The sequence below is a fragment of the Tardiphaga sp. genome, assembly GCF_025356345.1.
Classification (GTDB): domain Bacteria; phylum Pseudomonadota; class Alphaproteobacteria; order Rhizobiales; family Xanthobacteraceae; genus Tardiphaga.
Genome location: NZ_JANXTC010000057.1, coordinates 1 through 17,820, shown reverse-complemented (window position 1 = coordinate 17,820; position 17,820 = coordinate 1). Strand labels below are relative to the sequence as shown.

16 protein-coding genes and 1 pseudogene are annotated in these 17,820 nt (G+C 65.1%); 12 read left to right on the top strand and 5 right to left on the bottom strand.

Annotated elements, in window-relative coordinates; translation table 11 throughout:
• The coding region (locus Q0S16_RS03095) for a CHRD domain-containing protein (protein WP_295844926.1) at positions 1-377 on the bottom strand (377 nt) is incomplete at its 3' end.
• Between the two features lie 209 nt (positions 378-586).
• Between Q0S16_RS03095 and Q0S16_RS03090 the strand changes: the two genes are divergently transcribed.
• Together Q0S16_RS03090 and Q0S16_RS03085 are read left to right on the top strand one after the other, a co-directional pair.
• Complete coding sequence (locus Q0S16_RS03090; RefSeq protein ID WP_295844924.1) at positions 587-1,504, top strand: cytochrome c; 918 nt, start codon at positions 587-589, stop codon at positions 1,502-1,504.
• A 174-nt stretch (positions 1,505-1,678) separates the two neighbouring features.
• Positions 1,679-2,656, top strand: coding sequence for a DMT family transporter (locus Q0S16_RS03085; protein WP_295844921.1), 978 nt, complete (start codon positions 1,679-1,681; stop codon positions 2,654-2,656).
• A 21-nt stretch (positions 2,657-2,677) separates the two neighbouring features.
• On the opposite strand, the gene Q0S16_RS03080 is transcribed toward Q0S16_RS03085, so the two are convergent.
• Positions 2,678-2,914, bottom strand: a complete 237-nt coding sequence (locus Q0S16_RS03080; protein WP_295844919.1) for an Lrp/AsnC family transcriptional regulator — start codon at positions 2,912-2,914, stop codon at positions 2,678-2,680.
• A 138-nt stretch (positions 2,915-3,052) separates the two neighbouring features.
• Here Q0S16_RS03080 and thiD point away from each other — a divergent pair, with 138 nt between their 5' ends.
• The 5 genes from thiD to Q0S16_RS03055 all read left to right on the top strand — a co-directional run bounded on the left by thiD (position 3,053) and on the right by Q0S16_RS03055 (position 7,628).
• Complete coding sequence (gene thiD / locus Q0S16_RS03075; protein ID WP_295844917.1) at positions 3,053-3,853, top strand: bifunctional hydroxymethylpyrimidine kinase/phosphomethylpyrimidine kinase; 801 nt, start codon at positions 3,053-3,055, stop codon at positions 3,851-3,853.
• Between the two features lie 200 nt (positions 3,854-4,053).
• On the top strand, positions 4,054-4,707 hold the full coding sequence (locus tag Q0S16_RS03070) for a class I SAM-dependent methyltransferase (protein ID WP_295844915.1): 654 nt from the start codon (positions 4,054-4,056) through the stop codon (positions 4,705-4,707).
• Between the two features lie 56 nt (positions 4,708-4,763).
• The gene (locus Q0S16_RS03065) at positions 4,764-5,558 is read left to right on the top strand and encodes a UDP-2,3-diacylglucosamine diphosphatase (RefSeq protein WP_295844913.1); all 795 of its coding nucleotides are present in this window, start codon (positions 4,764-4,766) and stop codon (positions 5,556-5,558) included.
• The gene (locus Q0S16_RS03060; RefSeq protein ID WP_295844910.1) at positions 5,558-6,607 is read left to right on the top strand and encodes a glycosyltransferase family 1 protein; all 1,050 of its coding nucleotides are present in this window, start codon (positions 5,558-5,560) and stop codon (positions 6,605-6,607) included. The genes Q0S16_RS03065 and Q0S16_RS03060 overlap by 1 nt, the downstream gene beginning before the upstream one ends.
• A 31-nt stretch (positions 6,608-6,638) precedes the next feature.
• On the top strand, positions 6,639-7,628 hold the full coding sequence (locus Q0S16_RS03055) for a threonine/serine dehydratase (RefSeq protein ID WP_295844908.1): 990 nt from the start codon (positions 6,639-6,641) through the stop codon (positions 7,626-7,628).
• 1 nt (position 7,629) lies between these two features.
• Here the strand turns inward: Q0S16_RS03055 and Q0S16_RS03050 are convergent, their stop codons facing one another.
• Positions 7,630-8,796: a hypothetical protein gene (locus Q0S16_RS03050; protein ID WP_295844906.1), complete on the bottom strand. Its 1,167-nt coding sequence runs from the start codon at positions 8,794-8,796 to the stop codon at positions 7,630-7,632.
• 112 nt (positions 8,797-8,908) lie between these two features.
• Here Q0S16_RS03050 and Q0S16_RS03045 point away from each other — a divergent pair, with 112 nt between their 5' ends.
• Positions 8,909-10,090, top strand: coding sequence for an MFS transporter (locus Q0S16_RS03045; RefSeq protein WP_295844904.1), 1,182 nt, complete (start codon positions 8,909-8,911; stop codon positions 10,088-10,090).
• On the opposite strand, the gene dgcA is transcribed toward Q0S16_RS03045, so the two are convergent.
• Positions 10,060-11,061, bottom strand: a complete 1,002-nt coding sequence (gene dgcA, locus Q0S16_RS03040; protein WP_295844903.1) for an N-acetyl-D-Glu racemase DgcA — start codon at positions 11,059-11,061, stop codon at positions 10,060-10,062. The genes Q0S16_RS03045 and dgcA overlap by 31 nt on opposite strands.
• Before the next feature lie 220 nt (positions 11,062-11,281).
• Between dgcA and Q0S16_RS03035 the strand changes: the two genes are divergently transcribed.
• From Q0S16_RS03035 to Q0S16_RS03020, 4 genes are read left to right on the top strand one after another with little or no spacing between them, the layout of a single operon-like run.
• On the top strand, positions 11,282-12,346 hold the full coding sequence (locus Q0S16_RS03035) for an ABC transporter permease (RefSeq protein WP_295844902.1): 1,065 nt from the start codon (positions 11,282-11,284) through the stop codon (positions 12,344-12,346).
• Between the two features lie 2 nt (positions 12,347-12,348).
• Positions 12,349-13,122, top strand: coding sequence for an ABC transporter ATP-binding protein (locus Q0S16_RS03030; RefSeq protein ID WP_295844899.1), 774 nt, complete (start codon positions 12,349-12,351; stop codon positions 13,120-13,122).
• Positions 13,123-13,141: 19 nt separating this feature from the next.
• Positions 13,142-14,044 (top strand): MlaD family protein, encoded by a 903-nt coding sequence (locus tag Q0S16_RS03025; protein ID WP_295844897.1) that lies wholly within the window; start codon positions 13,142-13,144, stop codon positions 14,042-14,044.
• Between the two features lie 14 nt (positions 14,045-14,058).
• On the top strand, positions 14,059-14,934 hold the full coding sequence (locus tag Q0S16_RS03020) for an aldose 1-epimerase family protein (protein ID WP_295844896.1): 876 nt from the start codon (positions 14,059-14,061) through the stop codon (positions 14,932-14,934).
• 694 nt (positions 14,935-15,628) lie between these two features.
• Here Q0S16_RS03020 and Q0S16_RS03015 read toward each other — a convergent pair.
• Positions 15,629-17,820: pseudogene (locus Q0S16_RS03015) on the bottom strand (negative regulator of septation ring formation); the annotation flags it as partial.

Below are 17,820 nucleotides of genomic sequence, written 5' to 3'. Positions count from 1 at the left end.
TACTTCGTCACCTGACCGCGAATTTCGCCGGCCTTGTTGGCTTCGGTGTGGACGTTGACATAGTACTTGCCGGCGACAAGGTCAGCGGCCTGCGCATCGGCCAGGGTGGCGCTGCCCTCGCTCGGGCTGGTGGCGGGCGCGCTCGGCACGGCGACGCCGGCATTCTTGCCGGGTTCGGCTGGGCCATGAAAATGCGCCATCGTGGCTGGTCCAGTGAGGCCGGAATAGTTCAGTTTCCAGGTCATCTTCCGGGTGGCGGGATCGAAATCGATGTCAGCAGTTCCGGTGCCGGTGGTGGCGGGCACTTCGCTGGCGCCGCTCAGGGCCGCTTGCAGCTTGTCGGCGCGCGCGGAGACCGGAAGGGTGATGCTGGCCAGCGCGAAAGTGGCAAGCGTGATCTTGAAATTCGTGACCTTGGAATTCAACACGGGTTTCTTCTTTCGGGTGCAATGATCCTGTGATCGCTACGCAGCCGGCATAATTTACTCTATCGATCGGGCCGGGGCGCGTCACGATTTCGTTCGAACAACCGCCGCGCCTTGCGGCATAGTGCTCCCAACTTTAACCCATGACGATGGACCCGCGTGTGATCAGACGTTTTATTGTGGTTGCCCTGGTCATCGGTCTTGCCGGCTTCGGCGTATTCTGGTGGCTGACTATCCCGGCGCGGGTGCTGGCCAGCGCGCTGCCGGCGCACACGCCCGATCTCGCCAATGGACAGACCGTCTTCAATGCCGGCGGCTGCGCCTCCTGCCACGCCACGCCGGCGCAGCCAGATCGCCTGAAACTCGGTGGCGGGCTGCCGATTACTTCTCCGTTCGGAACGTTTTACGTGCCGAATATTTCGCCGGATCCAGCCGCGGGCATCGGTCGCTGGAGCGAAGCCGACTTCGTCACTGCGTTGCAGAAGGGCACATCGCCATCAGGCGCGCATTATTTTCCGGCGTTTCCCTACACCTCCTATCAGCACATGAAGCTCGACGACGCGCGTGACCTGTTCGGCTTCATCAAGACGCTGCCGCAGGTCGCGGCCAGTTCGCCGGAACACGACGTACCTTTCCCGTTCAACCTCCGCCGCAATCTCGGCATCTGGAAATTACTGTTTCTCGACGGCGCGCCGTTCGTGGCCGAGGCTGGCAAATCCCCGCAATGGAATCGCGGCAGTTACCTCGTCAATGCACTCGGCCACTGTGCCGAATGTCACAGCCCGCGCAACGCGCTGGGCGGCATCATCGAGAAGCAGCGCTTCGCCGGCGGGCCCGATGCGGAAGGCGCCGGTTGGGTGCCGAACATCACCCAGAAGGGTCTCGGCGAGTGGAGCGAGAGAGATCTCTCTTATCTGCTGGAGACCGGCCAGACGCCGGAGGGCGATACCGTCGGCGGCTCGATGGCGCGGGTGATCCGCAACACATCGCAATTGTCGGCCGAAGATCGCACGGCGATGGCGGTCTATCTGAAGTCGCTGCCGGCGGTCGATGGCCCGGTCAAGCCGCCGAGGAAGTAGGCCCCGCATCGTCCTCGGATGCTTCGCACTGCGCCGCCTTCCCGCCACGTCCGCAACATGCCAGGCGGAGCCGGTGCATGGACTCCCGCCAAGCCATGCCGCAGCAGACCTGTTCGCGATCAACGCGGCGTGATTGGGTCAGCTTCGTTCCGGTCAGCGCGATTCCCCATCCTCATGAATATCCTCAAAGCCGTGTCGCTCAAGATCGCCAGTACGGTGGCGTTCGCGCTGATGGGCGCGCAGGCGCGCTATCTCGGCGGCTCGCTGCCGGTCGGCGAGATCGTGTTTTCCCGCGGCCTGTTCGCATTAATCCCGATCGTGGCGTTCTTCGGCCTGCGCGGCCAGTTGCGTGGCGCGTTGCGCACCGAGCGGCTGTCGGCGCATCTGGTGCGCGGCATCTTCAGCGTGATCGGCACGTTCTGCACGTTCGGGGCGCTGGCGCGGTTGCCGATCGCCGACGTCACCGCGATTGCCTTCATCGCGCCGCTGATCACCGTGGTGTTCGCCGCGCTGATCCTGAAGGAGCACGTCCACGCCTATCGCTGGTCGGCCGTCGGAATCGGCTTCTGCGGCGTCATCCTGATGCTGTCGCCCTATCTGAGCAATCATGCCGCGCTCACCACCTCGATGATGATCGGCCTGGCATTTGCGCTCACCAATGCCGTCTCGTCGGGCGGCGCCACCATCCAGATCCGCCGCCTGACCGCGACCGAGACCTCGTCGTCGATCGTGATCTTCATGACGCTGATCGTGATGGCGGTGTCGCTGCTGACCGCGCCGTTCGGCTGGCGCATGCCGCATCCAGGCCTCGAACTGGCGCTGCTTGTCGGCATCGGCATCGCCGGAGGCCTCGGCCAGATGCTGTTCACCGAAAGCTACCGCTACGCGCCGGCGTCGTTCCTGGCACCGTTTGACTACACCGCGATGCTGTGGGCGTTCATCCTCGGATTCTGGATGTTCGGCGAGGTGCCCACGCTTTATGTCGTCGGCGGCGCCGTGATCGTGGCAGCCGCGGGCATCTTCGTCATTCTGCGCGAGCGCCAACTCGGACTGAAGCGACTGCGCGACACGCCAATGTCGCCGATCTCGACCATCGCCGATGACGAGGTCGATCCGGATGCGCCGGTGACGGGGCTCAAGCCCGCCGCTTGATCCCGCTGGCGGCGCGCCCGGTCAGAATGCCTTGAAGGTGATGATGGTGTGGGTGTCCTGGATGCCTTCGATCATCTGCACCTTTTCATTGACGAAATGGCCGATGTCGGTGGCGTTATCGACGTAGAATTTCACCAGCAAATCGTAATGGCCGGCGGTGGAATAGATTTCCGAGGCAATTTCTGCTTCGGCCAGCGCATTGGCGACGGCATAGGACTGGCCAAGCTTGCACTTGAACTGGACAAAGAAGGGAACCATCGCGTTTCTCCGGAAGGGCTGGATTTGGCCGCCATCAAGCCCAAAACCATGGGCTCTGGCAACCCAACTTGCTGCTCCCGGGCGGCCGGGTTACCACAGCGCACCGGTCGTCTCCGGCCGATTTCAAGCGAGTTCGCCATGTCGACGCCCATTGCGCTCACCATTGCCGGGTCGGATTCATCCGGCGGCGCCGGCATCCAGGCCGACCTCAAGACCTTTGCCGCCTCCGGAGTCTATGGCGCCTCGGTGATCACGGCGCTGATGGCGCAGAATACCAACGGCGTAACCGGCGTGCACCCGGTGCCGGCCGCGTTCGTCACCGCGCAGATCGACGCCGTATTCGATGATCTCGCGGTCGGCGCCGTCAAGATCGGCATGGTGGCGCAGCGCGACGTGATCGCGGCCATTGTCGAGGGGCTGGTACGCTGGGCGCCGAAGCACGTGGTGCTCGATCCGGTGATGGTCGCGACCTCCGGCGACCGCCTGCTGGTGCCGGACGCCATTGCCGCTTTGCGGGAGACACTGATCCCGCTGGCCGACATCATCACCCCGAACCTGCCCGAGGCGGCGGCCTTGCTGGATGAAGCCATCGCGACGACCGAGGCCGCGATCGAAAGCCAGGGCCGGCGTCTGCTGGCGCTCGGCTGCGAGGCGGTGCTGATCAAGGGCGGTCATGGCCATGGCGCCGACAGCACCGATTATCTTGTAATGCCCGCGGGCGTGGTCGCATTGCCGGCCCGGCGGATCGCCACGCCAAATACCCATGGCACCGGCTGTACGCTGTCATCCGCCATTGCCGCCGAACTGGCGAAAGGCAGTGGTTTGGAAGCCGCCGTACGAACCGCCAAAGCCTATGTCACAGCCGCCATCGCCGCCGCCGATCGCTTCAGCGTCGGTCATGGGCACGGCCCGGTGCATCACTTCCACGGATTCTATTAGACGATATCTTGTCCTGGATAAGCGAAGCGCGATCCGGGACAGAAGTTGAACACACAAGCGGTCCCGCTTGGCGCTTCGCCTATCGGGGCTAGACGTGCGGCCTGCGACATCCTGTCGTCCCGCTGTCGCACTGGCTTGATACCACCGCTTCAGAAGACGAATTGTCCGATTCTCCCCGGGCACGCTGAACGGATCGACCCATGGCAACGCATGATCTCGATACATCGGTGGTTGAAAACGCCTATGCCCGCTGGGCGCCGATCTATGACGCGGTGTGCGGCCCGGTGATGCTGAAGGGGCGCCGCGCCGCGGCCGCCGCCGCCCGCGCTATCGGCGGCAGGATCCTCGAAGTCGGCGTCGGCACCGGGTTGTCGTTCGACGATTACGACGCCTCCACCGAGATCACAGGCATCGACCTCAGCGCGCCAATGCTCGACAAGGCCCGCGCCAAGATGGCCAGCGGGCGCTATCCCTGGGTGTCGTCGGTGCGGCAGATGGATGCGCATGCAATGGATTTTGCCGATGCGACATTCGACTGCGTGGTGGCGCAGTTCGTGATCACGCTGGTGGAAAATCCCGAGCAGGTGCTGTCGGAATGCCACCGTGTGGTGAAGCCGGGCGGCCGCATCATTCTCGTCAATCATCTCTATTCCGAGACCGGCCTTGCCGCCGCGGTCGAGCGTTGGGCCGCGGTGAAGACCCGCGCGATGGGCCTGCGCCCGGAATTCCCCTTCGCCCGCCTGCAGGCCTGGTCGCAGTCGAATTCCGATTCCGTCCTGATCGAGCGTCGCAAGGTGGCGCCGTTCGGTATCTACACGCTGGTCACCTTCGAACGCATGGCCCTCGCCGCATGAGCCGTCATGGCGGCGTCATGCAATTCTGCTAGCTGCTGAATATGGAAACAGACGTGATGAGTGAAGGCAACGAACGGCGCTTTCGTACCTTGTTTATCTCCGATGTCCATCTGGGCGCCCGGGGTTCGCAGGCCGAGCGGCTGCTTGACTTTCTCCGCACCCACGATGCCGATACCATCTACCTCGTTGGCGACATCGTCGATGGCTGGGCGCTGAAGTCCGGCTGGCACTGGCCGCAATCGCATAATGACTTCGTCCAGAAGATGCTGCGCAAGGCGCGCAAGGGCGCCAAAATCATCTACGTCCCGGGCAATCACGACGAGTTCTTGCGGCAATATTACGGCACGCATTTCGGCGGCATCGACGTGGTCGAAACCGCGATCCATGAAGGCGTCGACGGCAAGCGCTATCTGGTCATTCACGGTGATATCTTCGATCTCGTGGTGCAGAACGCCCGTTGGCTCGCCCATCTCGGTGACAAGGCCTATGATTTCGCCATTCAAATGAACCGCATCGTCAATGCGTTTCGCAAATGGTTCGGCGTGCCGTACTGGTCGCTGTCGCAATGGGCCAAGCTGAAGGTCAAGAACGCGGTGAATTTCATCGGTGCGTTCGAGCAGACGCTGGCTAGTGAAGCACGTCGCCATGGCGCCGATGGTGTGATCTGCGGTCATATTCACTACGCCACGATCCGCGACGAGCATGGCATCCGCTACATGAATTGCGGTGACTGGGTCGAAAGCTGCACGGCGCTGGCCGAGCATGAGGACGGCCGTTTCGAGATCATCACCTGGACCGATCCGCTGCGCCGAACCGCGCCGGTTTCCGCGGTCGCGGTTCGGGCGGCGTGATGCGGATACTGATCGCTACTGATGCCTGGCACCCGCAAGTCAATGGCGTGGTGCGCACGCTGACGATGATGGTGGAAGCCGCCAAGGGCCTCGGCGTCGATGTGAGTTTCCTGACGCCTGCCTCATTTCGCACCTTTGCGCTGCCCAGCTACGCCGATCTGCGCGTGGCCTTGCCCGGGCGCGGGAAGATCGCGCGGCTGATCGCGGCAGCCAGTCCCGACAATATCCACATCGCCACCGAGGGGCCGATCGGTTTTGCGGTGCGCGCCTATTGCCGCCGTCGCGACATTCCCTTCACCACCAGCTTCCACACCCGTTTCCCTGAATATATTTCGGCGCGGTTTCCGATTCCGGAATCCTGGATATGGGCCGGGCTGCGCCGTTTCCACGGGGCCAGTTCCGCGGTGATGGCCGCGACCCCCGCGCTGGCGAGCGAGTTGCGCGACCGTGGCTTTGGCCATGTCGCGCTGTGGCCGCGCGGCGTCGATGCCAAGCTGTTTCATCCGCGCCAGGTGGCTCTCGGTATGCCGAAACCGATTTTTCTCTGCGTCGGCCGTGTCGCCGTCGAGAAGAACCTCGAAGCGTTTCTGTCGCTGGACCTGCCGGGCACCAAGGTGGTGGTCGGCGACGGCCCGGCGCGGGCCGCGCTGCAATTGAAATACCCGAAGGCAGTATTCCTAGGCGCCTTGCAGGGCGAAGCGCTGGCCGTCGCCTATGCCGCTTCCGACGTCTTCGTATTCCCGAGCCGGACCGACACTTTTGGTCTGGTGCTGCTCGAGGCGCTGGCAAGCGGCGTGCCGGTGGCGGCCTTTCCGGTCGCAGGCCCGCGTGATGTGATCGGACAGGCGCCGGTCGGCGTTCTCAGCGAAGATCTGCGGGAGGCCTGCCTCGGGGCTCTCAAATTATCGTCGCAAGACTGTCTGCGCTTCGCAGCTAGTCTCACATGGGAGGCCTGCGCGAGGACATTTATCAGTAATATCAGTCTGGTACGCGCCGAATTGCACGACGGCGCGAAATCGGCCATCCACAAGCCGCCGGTCGCTGCTTGATCGAAGGTCGCGGCGCGCGATACAACTGCGCATGACAAATCCCGCTCTACCGATCACCTCCGCCGATATCGATTCCGCCGCCGCCGTTATTGCGCCCTTTGCGGTGCGGACGCCGTTGCTGTCCTCTCCTTCGCTCGATGCGCTGACCGGAGCCACCGTGTTCCTGAAGCCGGAAGTGCTGCAGCGGACCGGTTCGTTCAAGTTCCGTGGCGCCTTCAACAAGCTGTCGTCGATTCCGCAGGATGCGCGCGCCGGCGGTGTGGTCGCGTTCTCGTCGGGCAATCATGCGCAGGGCGTCGCTGCCGCCGCGCAGATCCTCGGCATGCAGGCGACTATCGTGATGCCCGCCGATTCGCCGCTGTCGAAGCGCGAGCGCACCAAGGGCTACGGCGCCGAAGTGGTGCTGTATGATCGCTATACCGAGGACCGCGAAGCCATCGCCGGCGCCATCGCCAGCCAGCGCGGTGCGACGCTGGTAAGACCCTATGACGATCCGTTCGTGATGGCCGGGCAGGGCACTGTGGGCCGCGAGATCGCGCAGGATCTGGCAGCGCTGGGCATTGTCCCCGACATCGTCGTCGCGCCGGCGTCAGGCGGCGGTCTGGTCGCGGGGATCGCGATCGCGGTGAAGGCGCGGTTCGCCGAGGCTTCGATCATCGTCGCCGAGCCGGCAGGCTTCGACGACCATGCCCGCTCGATGCGCGCAGGGCATCGCCAGGCGCATAGCAATGACAGCAAGACCTTTTGCGACGCGCTGATGGCGCTGATTCCCGGCGAACTCACCTTCGCGGTCAACCAGCGCCTGCTGGCGGATGCGGTCAGCGCGAATGACGCCGAAGTCGGCGCCGCCATGGCGTTCGCGTTTCGCGATCTCAAGCTGGTCGTCGAGCCCGGCGGAGCGGTGGCGCTGGCGTCGTTGATGTCAGGCAAATTCGACGCGCGCGGCAAGACGGTGGTGATCGTGCTGTCGGGCGGCAATGTCGATGCGGACCTCTACGCCAGCATCATCAACGCGAATTAAGTTACGAGAAGAACGCGATTTTCTCGGCCTGGCTCATGCGACGGATTGGCGCCAGCGGATCGGAGGCCGGCGCGCCGGGATGGGCGATGATGCCGCTGGCGATCAGCGCGGCGCCGAGCGATGCGGGCGGCTCGGGCACAACAGGAGCCAGCGCGATCTCGGCGATCTGCTGCAGCGTGATGAGGTCGGCGGCGTGGCTCTCGACCACAGCTGGCGGAGCCATTTCGACGTCGGCCGTCTCCGGCTCGCTGAAATCCTCCACGGCCATTTCGATGGCGATGATCTCGAGCACGGCAAGGTCATGCGCCTCTGCCTCAGCTTCGATGATGGCGGCTTCAGCCGCCGCGGCGGAAAGTTTTTCTTCTGGCGAGTCGGAGTGAACCTCCGGCATCGCCGCGGGGATCTCGACCGGGAACGCATCGAGTGTCGCGGCAGTTTCTGCGATGGCTTCGAAGGATTCCGTTGGAGCCAGGGTCGGGGTGGCTTCCGCCACCAAAGCGGTCGCGGTTTCCGCCTCGGGCTCGATGGCGATCGCCTTGAACAGCGGCGTCACGGAGGCTTCGCGTGCTTCAGCGGCCGCCGGGGGCGCATTGTCAGTCGCGGCTGGCGCTTCCGTCTTGGCGGAGGCCGCCGCGCTGCTATCGACCAACTGTTCGATCCTCTGCATCAGCATGTCGTAGCTCGCCAGCACCGCCTCGCGGCCGTGATCGGTCGCAGCCTGCTGCGCGGCCTCGATAGCCTTGACCTGGGTGTCGAGCAGATCGCAGATCCGGATGTCGGCGCCGCATTCGCGCAGTGTCCAGGCGATCTCCCGAACGATCCGGGCGCCATTGCGCGCCGCGGTCAGCGCCTCGTCGGATTCCGGACGTGGCATCGACTCGATGGCGGTAGCCTTGGCATTGCGTACGGCCGAGCGGATGGCGCCAAGCGATTCGAGCAGGCTGAGCGTCGGCGGCTGCTTCTGCGCGGCGAGACTGGCCTCGAGCCGCGTTACGGCCTCGAGCACCATGCCGGTGTCGGTGTGGCGGTTGCGCTTGGCATATTCGTTGAGGAACCAGCGGCCGCGCGCGGTTTCCATGAAGGCTTCGCGAATGGCATCGTAGTCCGCTTCGCCCGGCACATTGGGGCGGGCGGCGATCGGCGACAGGGCAAATACTTCTTCGGCCATAATCCAACTCGTCGGCGCAAATCAAGGCGCGGTATGTAACGATCAGCACGATCCCCAGCGAATCGCAATTAAATTGATGATATCCGAATCCGACGCCTTGATCGCATCGCAAATGTCGGCCCGTCGATTCGCGGTGCGGCTGGCCGCGTTCTACGGCGCGGTGTTCGGCTCGGTCGGCACCTATCTGCCGTTCTTCCCGGTTTGGCTGAAAGCGGTCGGTATCGATCCGTCCTGGATCGGACTGATTACCGCGGTGCCGTCGGTGACCCGATTCACTGTGCTTCCCTTCATCATCGGGCTGGCGGAGCGGCGTCGCGCGCTGCTGGCCGCGATGAGGATCACCGCGTTGCTGACGGCGACCGGCTTTGCCATGATCGGGCTGCTGGACCAGCCGCTGCTGATCCTGATCGCCTTCGCGCTCACGGCCTGCGCATGGACGCCTTTGGTGCCGATGACCGATGGCTACGCGCTGAAGGGCGTGGTCCGCTACGGCCTGGACTACGGTCCGCTGCGGCTGTGGGGGTCGGCCGCCTTCGTGGTCGGCGCGCTGGCCTGCGGGCTGCTGGTCGAGATGATCTCGGCCCGGCACCTGATCTGGATCATTGCCGGCATGGCTGCGCTGGGGGCGCTGTCCAGCCTCGGCCTGCAGCCGTTGGATACGCCGAGACACGTCTCGCGACCGCTGACGCGGGCCAGGGCGCCGCTGCGCGAAAAGGGGTTTCTCACCATCATGGCGGCGTCGGCCCTGATCCAGGGCAGCCATGCCGCCTACTATACCTTCGCCTCGATTGGCTGGCAGGACGCCGGACTGGGCGGGCTGAGTATCGCGGGACTTTGGTCGCTGGGCGTGGTCGCCGAGATCGTGGTGTTAGCGCTGTCGCCGCGCTTCACGCTGGCGCCGGCGCTGCTCGTGGTGATGGGCGGATGCAGCGCCGGACTCCGCTGGCTAATCACCGCGCAGCAGCCCGACATCGCCGTGCTGGCGTTGATCCAACCGATGCACGGGCTGAGCTACGGCCTGACCCAGGTCGGCATCATGGGATTATTGGTGCGTCATGTGCCGGGCCACCTCACCGCCACCGCGCAGGGTTATCTCACGGCCTGCGGCGGCATTGTCATGAGCAGCGCGGTGATCCTGTCCGGGCTGATCTATGCGCGCTACGGGCAGGGTGCCTATTGCGCGATGGCGCTGTTGGCCTTTGCCGGCGCCGCGACCATGTGGTTCGGCCGGAGCCGCGCCGATGCATCCTTTGCCGGGGCTGGTCAGCCCCAGAGTTCCGCGTCGGGCGGATAGACCGTGCTGTCGTCATAGCGCAGACCGCCATCGCGGTCTTTCGCCAGCAGCAGCGGGCCGTCGAGATCGACAAAGCGCGCCTGCTGCGCCAGCAGCATCGCCGGCGCCATCGATAGCGAGGTCGCCACCATGCAGCCGACCATGATCTCCAGCCCCATCGCTTGGGCGGCGTCGGCCATCGCCAGCGCCTCGGTGAGGCCGCCGGCCTTGTCGAGCTTGATGTTGATAGCGTCGTAGCGGCCGCGCAGCGCGGGCAGCGAATCGAGGCCATGAACGCTCTCGTCGGCGCATACCGCTATCGGCCGGTGAACCTCCGACAGGGCGGAGTCGTTGCCGGCGGGCAGCGGTTGCTCGACCAGCGTGACGCCGGCGGCCTCGCAGGCGGCCAGGTTGCGTTCGAGGTTGTCAGGGGTCCAGGCCTCGTTGGCGTCGACGACCAGTTCGGACTCCGGCGCCATTCTGCGCACGGCGGCAATGCGGGCGGCGTCGTCGTCGCTGCCAAGCTTGATCTTGAGCAATGGCCGGTATGCTGCTTTGGCGGTCGCCGCCGCCATCGAATCCGGCGTGCCCAGCGAGATCGTATAGGCGGTAGTGCAGGCGCGCGGCGCCGGGCGCTTCAGGAGGTCCCAGACGCGCTGGCCACGGCTCTTGGCAGCCAGGTCCAGCAGGGCGCAATCCAGCGCGTTGCGCGCCGCGCCGGCCGGCATCAGCCCCTGCAGCGCGACGGCGTCGAGGCCATCGGCAAAACGCGGCCGCATGTCCAGAATGGTGGCCAAAGTGGCTTCCGGGGTTTCGCCATAGCGCGCATAGGGCGTGCATTCGCCGCGGCCGGTAAATCCGTTGCGGGAAAGTTCCACCACCACGACCACCGCCTCGGTCTTGGCGCCGCGGCTGATGGTGAAGGCGCCGGCGATCGGCCAGTGCTCGATGCGGGCGGCGAGGGTGATCGCGGAACGGTTGGCGTCTGGCACGGGGAACACTTTCGGGGCTGGTCAAGTGCCACCGCCGATGACCGTTCGGTGGATGGCAGCCTATCTGGTTACGCGAACTTGTTTGCGACGCAATGCCAGTGTCTCACTGCGCCACCTTCTGAACGCCATTAACCATAGGACCGGGTTGGATTCCTTCGAATTGCGGCGTTCGTGTTAAGACTTGGTAAATGGACAGCGTCAACACATTCAGGAGCGGGTTTTGACCGGCCCGACACTGGAACGGATCGCCAGCGGCGATACACTGGCGCTGCGCGCGACTGGCTCGTGGACGGCGCGCTTTGCGCCGGCGCTTGAATCGCTGGTGCTGGAGGCCGAGAAGCGCGGCGGCGGCCCCGAGATTTCGATCGACGTGTCGCAGGTCCTGAAGCTCGACACCTTCGGCGCCTGGCTGATCGAGCGGCTGCGCCGCAGCCTGACCGAGGCTGGCGCGGAAGCCCGGATTGCCGGCCTGTCCGCCAATTATGCCAGCCTGGTCGACGAGGTGCGCCGGGTCAAACCCGCCGGTCCGCTTCCGGCAACGCGTTCTCGGGTTACCATCACGGTCGACCAGATCGGCCGCAGTGTGGTCGGCGTCGGCGAAACCATGCTGGCACTGGTCGACATGATCGGCGCTGTCATCGCGGCCTTGTTCCGGGTGCTGCTGCATCCGTCCCGGTTCCGCTTGACCTCGATGGTGCATCATCTCCAGCAGACTTGTTGGAACGCGGTGCCGATCGTGGTGCTGATCACCTTCCTGATCGGCTGCATCGTCGCGCAGCAGGGCATCTTCCATTTCCGCAAATTCGGCGCCGATGTCTTTGTCGTCGACATGCTCGGCGTGCTGGTGTTGCGCGAACTCGGCTCGATGAAAATGCGCGAGGAAATCGACGCGCTGCGCACCATGGGCTTTGACCCGGTCGAGGTGCTGATCCTGCCGCGGATGATAGCGCTGGTGCTGGCGCTGCCGATTCTGACCTTTCTCGGCGCGATGGCGGCGCTGTATGGCGGCGGGCTCGTGGCCTGGCTGTATGGCGGCGTCGAGCCGGAGGCGTTCCTGGCGCGGCTGCGCGATGCGCTGTCGATCAACCACTTCACCGTCGGCATGATCAAGGCGCCGGTGATGGCGATGGTGATCGGCATTGTCGCCTGCGTCGAGGGCCTCGCGGTGCAGGGCAGCGCGGAATCGCTTGGCCAGCACACCACCTCGTCGGTGGTGAAGGGGATCTTCTTCGTGATCGTGATGGATGGCGTGTTCGCGATCTTCTTCGCCGCGATCGGGATCTGAGCATGCTGGCCCCCGTCACCGCCGAACCGATCATCCGCGTCCGCGATCTTACCGTCGCCTTCGGCAACCGTCACGTGCTCGACGGACTCAATCTCGATGTCGCGCGCGGCGAGATCCTCGGCTTTGTCGGCGCCTCCGGCGCCGGCAAGTCGGTGCTGATGCGCACCATCATCGGACTGGTACCAAAGGTCGCAGGGCAGATCGAGGTGTTCGGTACCGATCTCGACAGCGCCAGCAGCAAGGCGCAGCGCAGCGTCGAGCGACGATGGGGCATTTTGTTTCAACACGGCGCGCTGTTTTCCTCGCTCAGCGTGCGACAGAACATCCAGTTTCCGGTGCGCGAATATCTCAAAGTGTCGCAGCGGCTGCTCGACGAGATCACCATCGCCAAGCTCGGCATGGTCGGGCTCAAGCCCGAAGTCGCCGAACGCTATCCGTCGGAACTGTCCGGCGGCATGATCAAGCGCGTGGCGCTCGCGCGTGCGCTCGCGCTCGATCCCGAAATCGTCTTCCTCGACGAGCCGACATCGGGACTCGATCCGATCGGCGCCGGCGATTTCGACGAGCTGGTGCGTACGCTGCAGCGAACTTTGGGGCTGACGGTTTTCATGGTAACCCATGATCTGGACAGCCTTCATACCGCATGTGACCGGATCGCCGTGCTCGGCGACGGCAAGATCATCGCGCAGGGAACGATGACCGACATGCTGGCGTCGCAGCATCCCTGGTTGCGGGAATATTTTCACGGCAAGCGCGCACGCGCCGTGGTTGGCTAGTCCTGGTGGAGTTGGTTTGATGGAAACGCGGGCGAACTTCGTCCTGATCGGAACATTCACGCTGGCGGTGATCGCCGCGGCGTTCGGATTTATCCTCTGGTTCCAGAACCTGCACAGCACCAAGCTGCGCAGCCCGCTGCGCATCGTGTTCGAGGGCTCGGCGTCGGGCCTGCGCAATGGCGGCAGCGTCAATTTCAATGGTATCAGGGTCGGCGAAGTCGTCTCCGTGAAGCTCGATAATCCGCGCCGCGTGGTGGCGCTGGCAATGGTCGAGAACATCGCACCGGTTCGCAAGGACACGTTGGTCGGGCTCGAATTCCAGGGCCTCACCGGTGTCGCGGCGATCTCGCTGAAGGGCGGCGATGAAGCCGCGCCGCCGGTACCGCTGGACGCCGACGGCGTGCCGGTGCTGACCGCCGATCCGGAATCGCTGAAGGACATTTCGGAATCCGTGCGCGCCACGCTGCAGAACGTCAACCGGCTGGTGTCCGACAATCAGGAGGCGCTGAAGGGCGCGCTGCGCAATGTCGAAACCTTCACGGCGACGCTGGCGAAGAATTCCGAAGTCATCGATGGCATCATGCTGAAGATCGACAGCGTGATGGGCAAGGCAGACAGCGTCATGGGCCGGGCCGACAGCGTGGTCGCGCGCACCGACAATATCCTGCTCGGTCTCGATGCGCTGGCCGGCGGCAAGGACGGCGGCGAATTGACCCAGGCGGTGAAGTCGTTCCACGAATTGACCGAGAACCTCGACAAGCGTTCCGGCGCCTTGATGCTCGATGGCCGCCGCACCCTTGCGGATATCAGCCGCGCGGTGAACAATCTCGACCGCAATCCGACACGGTTGCTGTTCGGCGCTGGCACCAGTAGCGCGCCGGCTCCCGCTCCTGGACCCGCCCCCGCGCAGCGGCGGCAATAACGAGGCGATCGTTGATGGATGCCATGGACCGGTTCACCATCAGCAATCGCCGCGTCACGGCGACGATCAAGGCCGACGGCGCCGAATTGTGCTCGCTGAAGAACATCCATGGCCATGAAGTGCTGTGGCAGGCCGGCCCGGAATGGCCGCGTCACGCGCCGATCCTGTTTCCGATCGTCGGCCGGCTGAAGGAGGACGTGCTGCGGCATCGCGGCCAGTCCTACGCCATGACCCAGCACGGTTTCGCGCGCGACCTTCGCTTCAGCTGGAGCGGGCAGGGACCGACCTCCTGCGCATTGTCGCTGCAGGACAATGCGGTGACGCGGGCCAAGTATCCGTTCCCGTTCCGGCTCGACGTCACCTATGGCATCGAGGGCGACCGGCTCGCGATCGGCTACGAGATCACCAATACCGGGACCGAGATGATGCCGGCCTCGATCGGCGCGCACCCGGCCTTCAACTGGCCGCTGGTCGCCGGCGCCGACAAGAACGACCACACCATCATCTTTTCCGACGCCGAACCGGCGCCGGTGCGGCGGCTCGAAGGGGGCTTGCTGCGCGCCGCGAGCGAGCCGACGCCGGTGCAGGGTGGCGCGCTGGCGCTGTCGGAATCGCTGTTCGACCATGACGCCATGATCCTCGACCGGCTCGCCAGTACGTCGCTGAGCTATAGCGGACCGGGCAGCCCGACCATCGAGATGGCCTGGCAGGGGTTTCACGAATTGGGGATCTGGTCGAAGCCGTCCGGCGCGCCGTTCCTCTGTATCGAGCCGTGGCAGGGCTATGCCAGCCCGGTCGATTTCGACGGCGAGTTCGCCGACAAGCCCGGCGTGATGCATATCGCGGTCGGAGAGACGCGCCGCTTCATGCAGTGGATCGGCTTTCTGTAGCGCGCGGCGGGCCGCATGCATCGCGCCTGTGGTTTTCACGGTTCAAATGTCAAACAGCCAGGCGCTCGCATTCTCGCGGCGCATGATGCGTCCGAGGTTTGAGCAGTTTCCCCTCGATACATGAGGGGTGGCAGCGCGCCGAAAGGCGCGGGTGGTAGCAGTGACGCGATCCGCTCCATCGCAGCGGCGATGAAACTGCAATCGCGCAACGCCTTTCGGCGCGCCACCGCGGCGATTTATGTCCGGGGGACCGTGCTTCCGGGTACTGGGCGACGGTCTTCCTGCCCGGGATGGCCTTCGCAGGTCGTCCGCCATGCGGCCGGCTTTCGCCCGCCTTGCCCGTACCCGTCCAGCTCGCGAAGAGCAGCGCCCCGTAGTGGGCACGGACGGTGACCCCCGGCCTCCCGAGTGCGCGGGGATACGTCCTCCCCCGCCCGCGGGCGCCGCCTTCCCCGTTCCACCGCAAGACGCCTCATGAAGCGCCCCTCGCGAAAGGGATGCGAGAGACTATAATCCGTATAGGAATTTTGTCAATAAACTATTCGCAGGTTTCGTTTCCCGGTTCGCGCGCACCCAACCGGGACCCCGGCTCTGCGAAGCAATACTTCGTATTGCATCGCGTCCGGGGAACGTACCGCCCACAAAAAACGGAGGCATCGCTGCCTCCGTTTTGCGTTCCTGATACAGCCAGGACTTATCCCAGCCGACCGGCGGAATGCGCGAGCAACGTGTAGACCAGCCCGGTTTCCGAGGTGAGGTGGCTGCGCAAGGCGGCGGGGCCGCGTTCGTCGCGGGCAACCTCGTCGAGCAGGCGCTCGAACTCGGTGATGTAGCGGTCCACGGTCTGCTTGAAGGCGCGATCGGATCGGTATTTGCGGCTGACTTCGTCGAACGCCTTCTGCCCGGCGGGGGTATAGAGCCGCTTGGTAAAGGCCTTGCGTTCGCCACGCTGGTAGCGATCCCACATCTCGGCGACCAGCGACCGGTCCATCAGGCGGCCGATGTCGAGCGACAGCGACTCCAGCGGATTGCTGGCGGCCGGCGCGGGCGCGGGCGCGGGCTGCGGCGCCGGGGCGCGGTTGCGCGGCGGCTCGCGTTCCAGCTCGACATTCTCAGCGCGGCCAAGCAGGTCGGACAGCCAACCATCGCGGCTCTGGTCGGAGTTGCTCGGGGCCATCGACGGCGCTTCGGTGCGGCGCGGAATGGGCGCGCCGATATCCGGCATCGGCAGGCTGGTCGCGCTGGGCATCGCCGCGCGCGGCGCGGCGCGCGGGATCGGTTCGTTGCGCAAGACCGGCTCGCTGCGCTGGATCGGCTCGCTACGCGGCGCAACCATGGCCACGACCGGCTCTTCCTCGCGCAGTACCGCGGCGCGGTTGCTGCTGACCACGTCGAGGCCGCGGCCGTGACGGGCGACGATGCGGTTCAGTTCCGCGAGCGCCTCGATCTGGTCGACGATCACCTTGCGCATCTGCGCCGTGCTCTCGGCGGCCTCCTGCGGCATTTCGAACACGCCGCGGCGAAGCTCGATGCGGGTCGTTTCCAGCTCGTTGTGCATCTCCGACGCCATCTGCTTCATGCTGGCGACCATCGAGGCAAACTTGTCAGCCGACTGCTTGAACATCGCATCGGCTTCCTGGGTGCCCTGCTGATAGATATCGCTCATCGCTTCCGAGGTGCGGCGGCGCTCCTCTTCCGCCGAGGCGCGAACCGCTTCGAACTGACGGCTGACGGCGGCGGTGCCGGCGCCGGCGGTCTCCGCCACCACGCGGGCGATATCGCGGGCGCGCTCCTCGGCGGCGGCCAGCGATTCGTCCAGCAACCCGGTGAACCGGCTCAGGCGCTGGTCGAGATCGGTGGTGCGCAGGTCGATGGTGGTGACCAGCGATTCCAGCGCGGACTTGCGCTCGTCGACCGACACCGTGGTGCTGCGGTTGCTTGCCTCGACGAGGGCCGCTGCATCGACCAGTGCGTTGCCATGGCGCTCGAATTCGCCGGACAGCGAGCCGAGATCGTCGACGGCCTTCGAGGTTTTGCTGGTGAAGGTCGCAAGCTGGTCCTCCAGCGTCTGGGTGGCAAGGCCGTTGCGGGCGGTGACGTCGTTCATGGTGGACACGAAGTCCGCCACGCGGGTGACCAGAGCACGCTCCAGCGAGTTCAGATTGTCGTGGGCGCCGGTCAGCACTTCCTGCAACAGGATGTTGCCTTCACGCAGCCGCTCGAACAGAGCGACGGTGTCGGTGCGCAGGATCTTGCTGGTCTCCTGCATCTCGGTGACCGCGGTGATCGACACCTGGCGCGACTGCTCGATCGCCGAGCGCGAGCTATGCTCGAGCTCCTTCAGCGACTTGTTCACGGCGCTGGTGGCGAGTTCGCCGGCGGTGGTGATGGTGCGCGCCACTTCGGAGCTGTTGGTGGTAATCGACTGCGAGAACGCCTGGCCGCGGGTTTCGATCGCCTTCAGCGCGTCGGAGGTAACGCGGTCGATCTCGACCGTCAGCTGCGTGGTCTTGCCGCCGAGCGCCTCGACCAGCGAGCCGCGCTTGGCGTCGACCATCTGCGACAGCCGATCGGTCTGCTGCTGCACATAGGTCACGATCTCGTCGGTCTTGCCGGTCATGGTGTTGCCGAAGCTGCCCGAAGCCGCGAACACCGAACGCTCGATCTCGGCCGAGGTGGTCTTGATCTTGGCGGTGATCTCGTTCGAGGCGGCGACCAGCGAGGTCTGCGCCTGCAGCGCGCTGCTCTGGATGTTTTCTGTGGTGCTGGCGGTAGCGTTCGACAGCGAGCGTTCGATGTCGGCGGAGATCAGCTTGATCTGGCCCGCCGCGTCGGCGCTGGAGGTGGTGAGCGAGGTCTGCACTTCGCGCGCGCTGCTGAGGATGG

Coding starts and splice junctions, on each gene's coding strand:
- Q0S16_RS03070 (WP_295844915.1), top strand. CDS start 4,054: ATGGCAACGCATGATCTCGATACATCGGTGGTTGAAAACGCCTATGCC.
- Q0S16_RS03080 (WP_295844919.1), bottom strand. CDS start 2,914: ATGGTTCCCTTCTTTGTCCAGTTCAAGTGCAAGCTTGGCCAGTCCTAT.
- Q0S16_RS03020 (WP_295844896.1), top strand. CDS start 14,059: ATGGATGCCATGGACCGGTTCACCATCAGCAATCGCCGCGTCACGGCG.
- Q0S16_RS03030 (WP_295844899.1), top strand. CDS start 12,349: ATGCTGGCCCCCGTCACCGCCGAACCGATCATCCGCGTCCGCGATCTT.
- Q0S16_RS03085 (WP_295844921.1), top strand. CDS start 1,679: ATGAATATCCTCAAAGCCGTGTCGCTCAAGATCGCCAGTACGGTGGCG.
- Q0S16_RS03045 (WP_295844904.1), top strand. CDS start 8,909: ATGTCGGCCCGTCGATTCGCGGTGCGGCTGGCCGCGTTCTACGGCGCG.
- Q0S16_RS03060 (WP_295844910.1), top strand. CDS start 5,558: ATGCGGATACTGATCGCTACTGATGCCTGGCACCCGCAAGTCAATGGC.
- thiD (WP_295844917.1), top strand. CDS start 3,053: ATGTCGACGCCCATTGCGCTCACCATTGCCGGGTCGGATTCATCCGGC.
- Q0S16_RS03065 (WP_295844913.1), top strand. CDS start 4,764: ATGAGTGAAGGCAACGAACGGCGCTTTCGTACCTTGTTTATCTCCGAT.
- Q0S16_RS03050 (WP_295844906.1), bottom strand. CDS start 8,796: ATGGCCGAAGAAGTATTTGCCCTGTCGCCGATCGCCGCCCGCCCCAAT.
- Q0S16_RS03055 (WP_295844908.1), top strand. CDS start 6,639: ATGACAAATCCCGCTCTACCGATCACCTCCGCCGATATCGATTCCGCC.
- Q0S16_RS03025 (WP_295844897.1), top strand. CDS start 13,142: ATGGAAACGCGGGCGAACTTCGTCCTGATCGGAACATTCACGCTGGCG.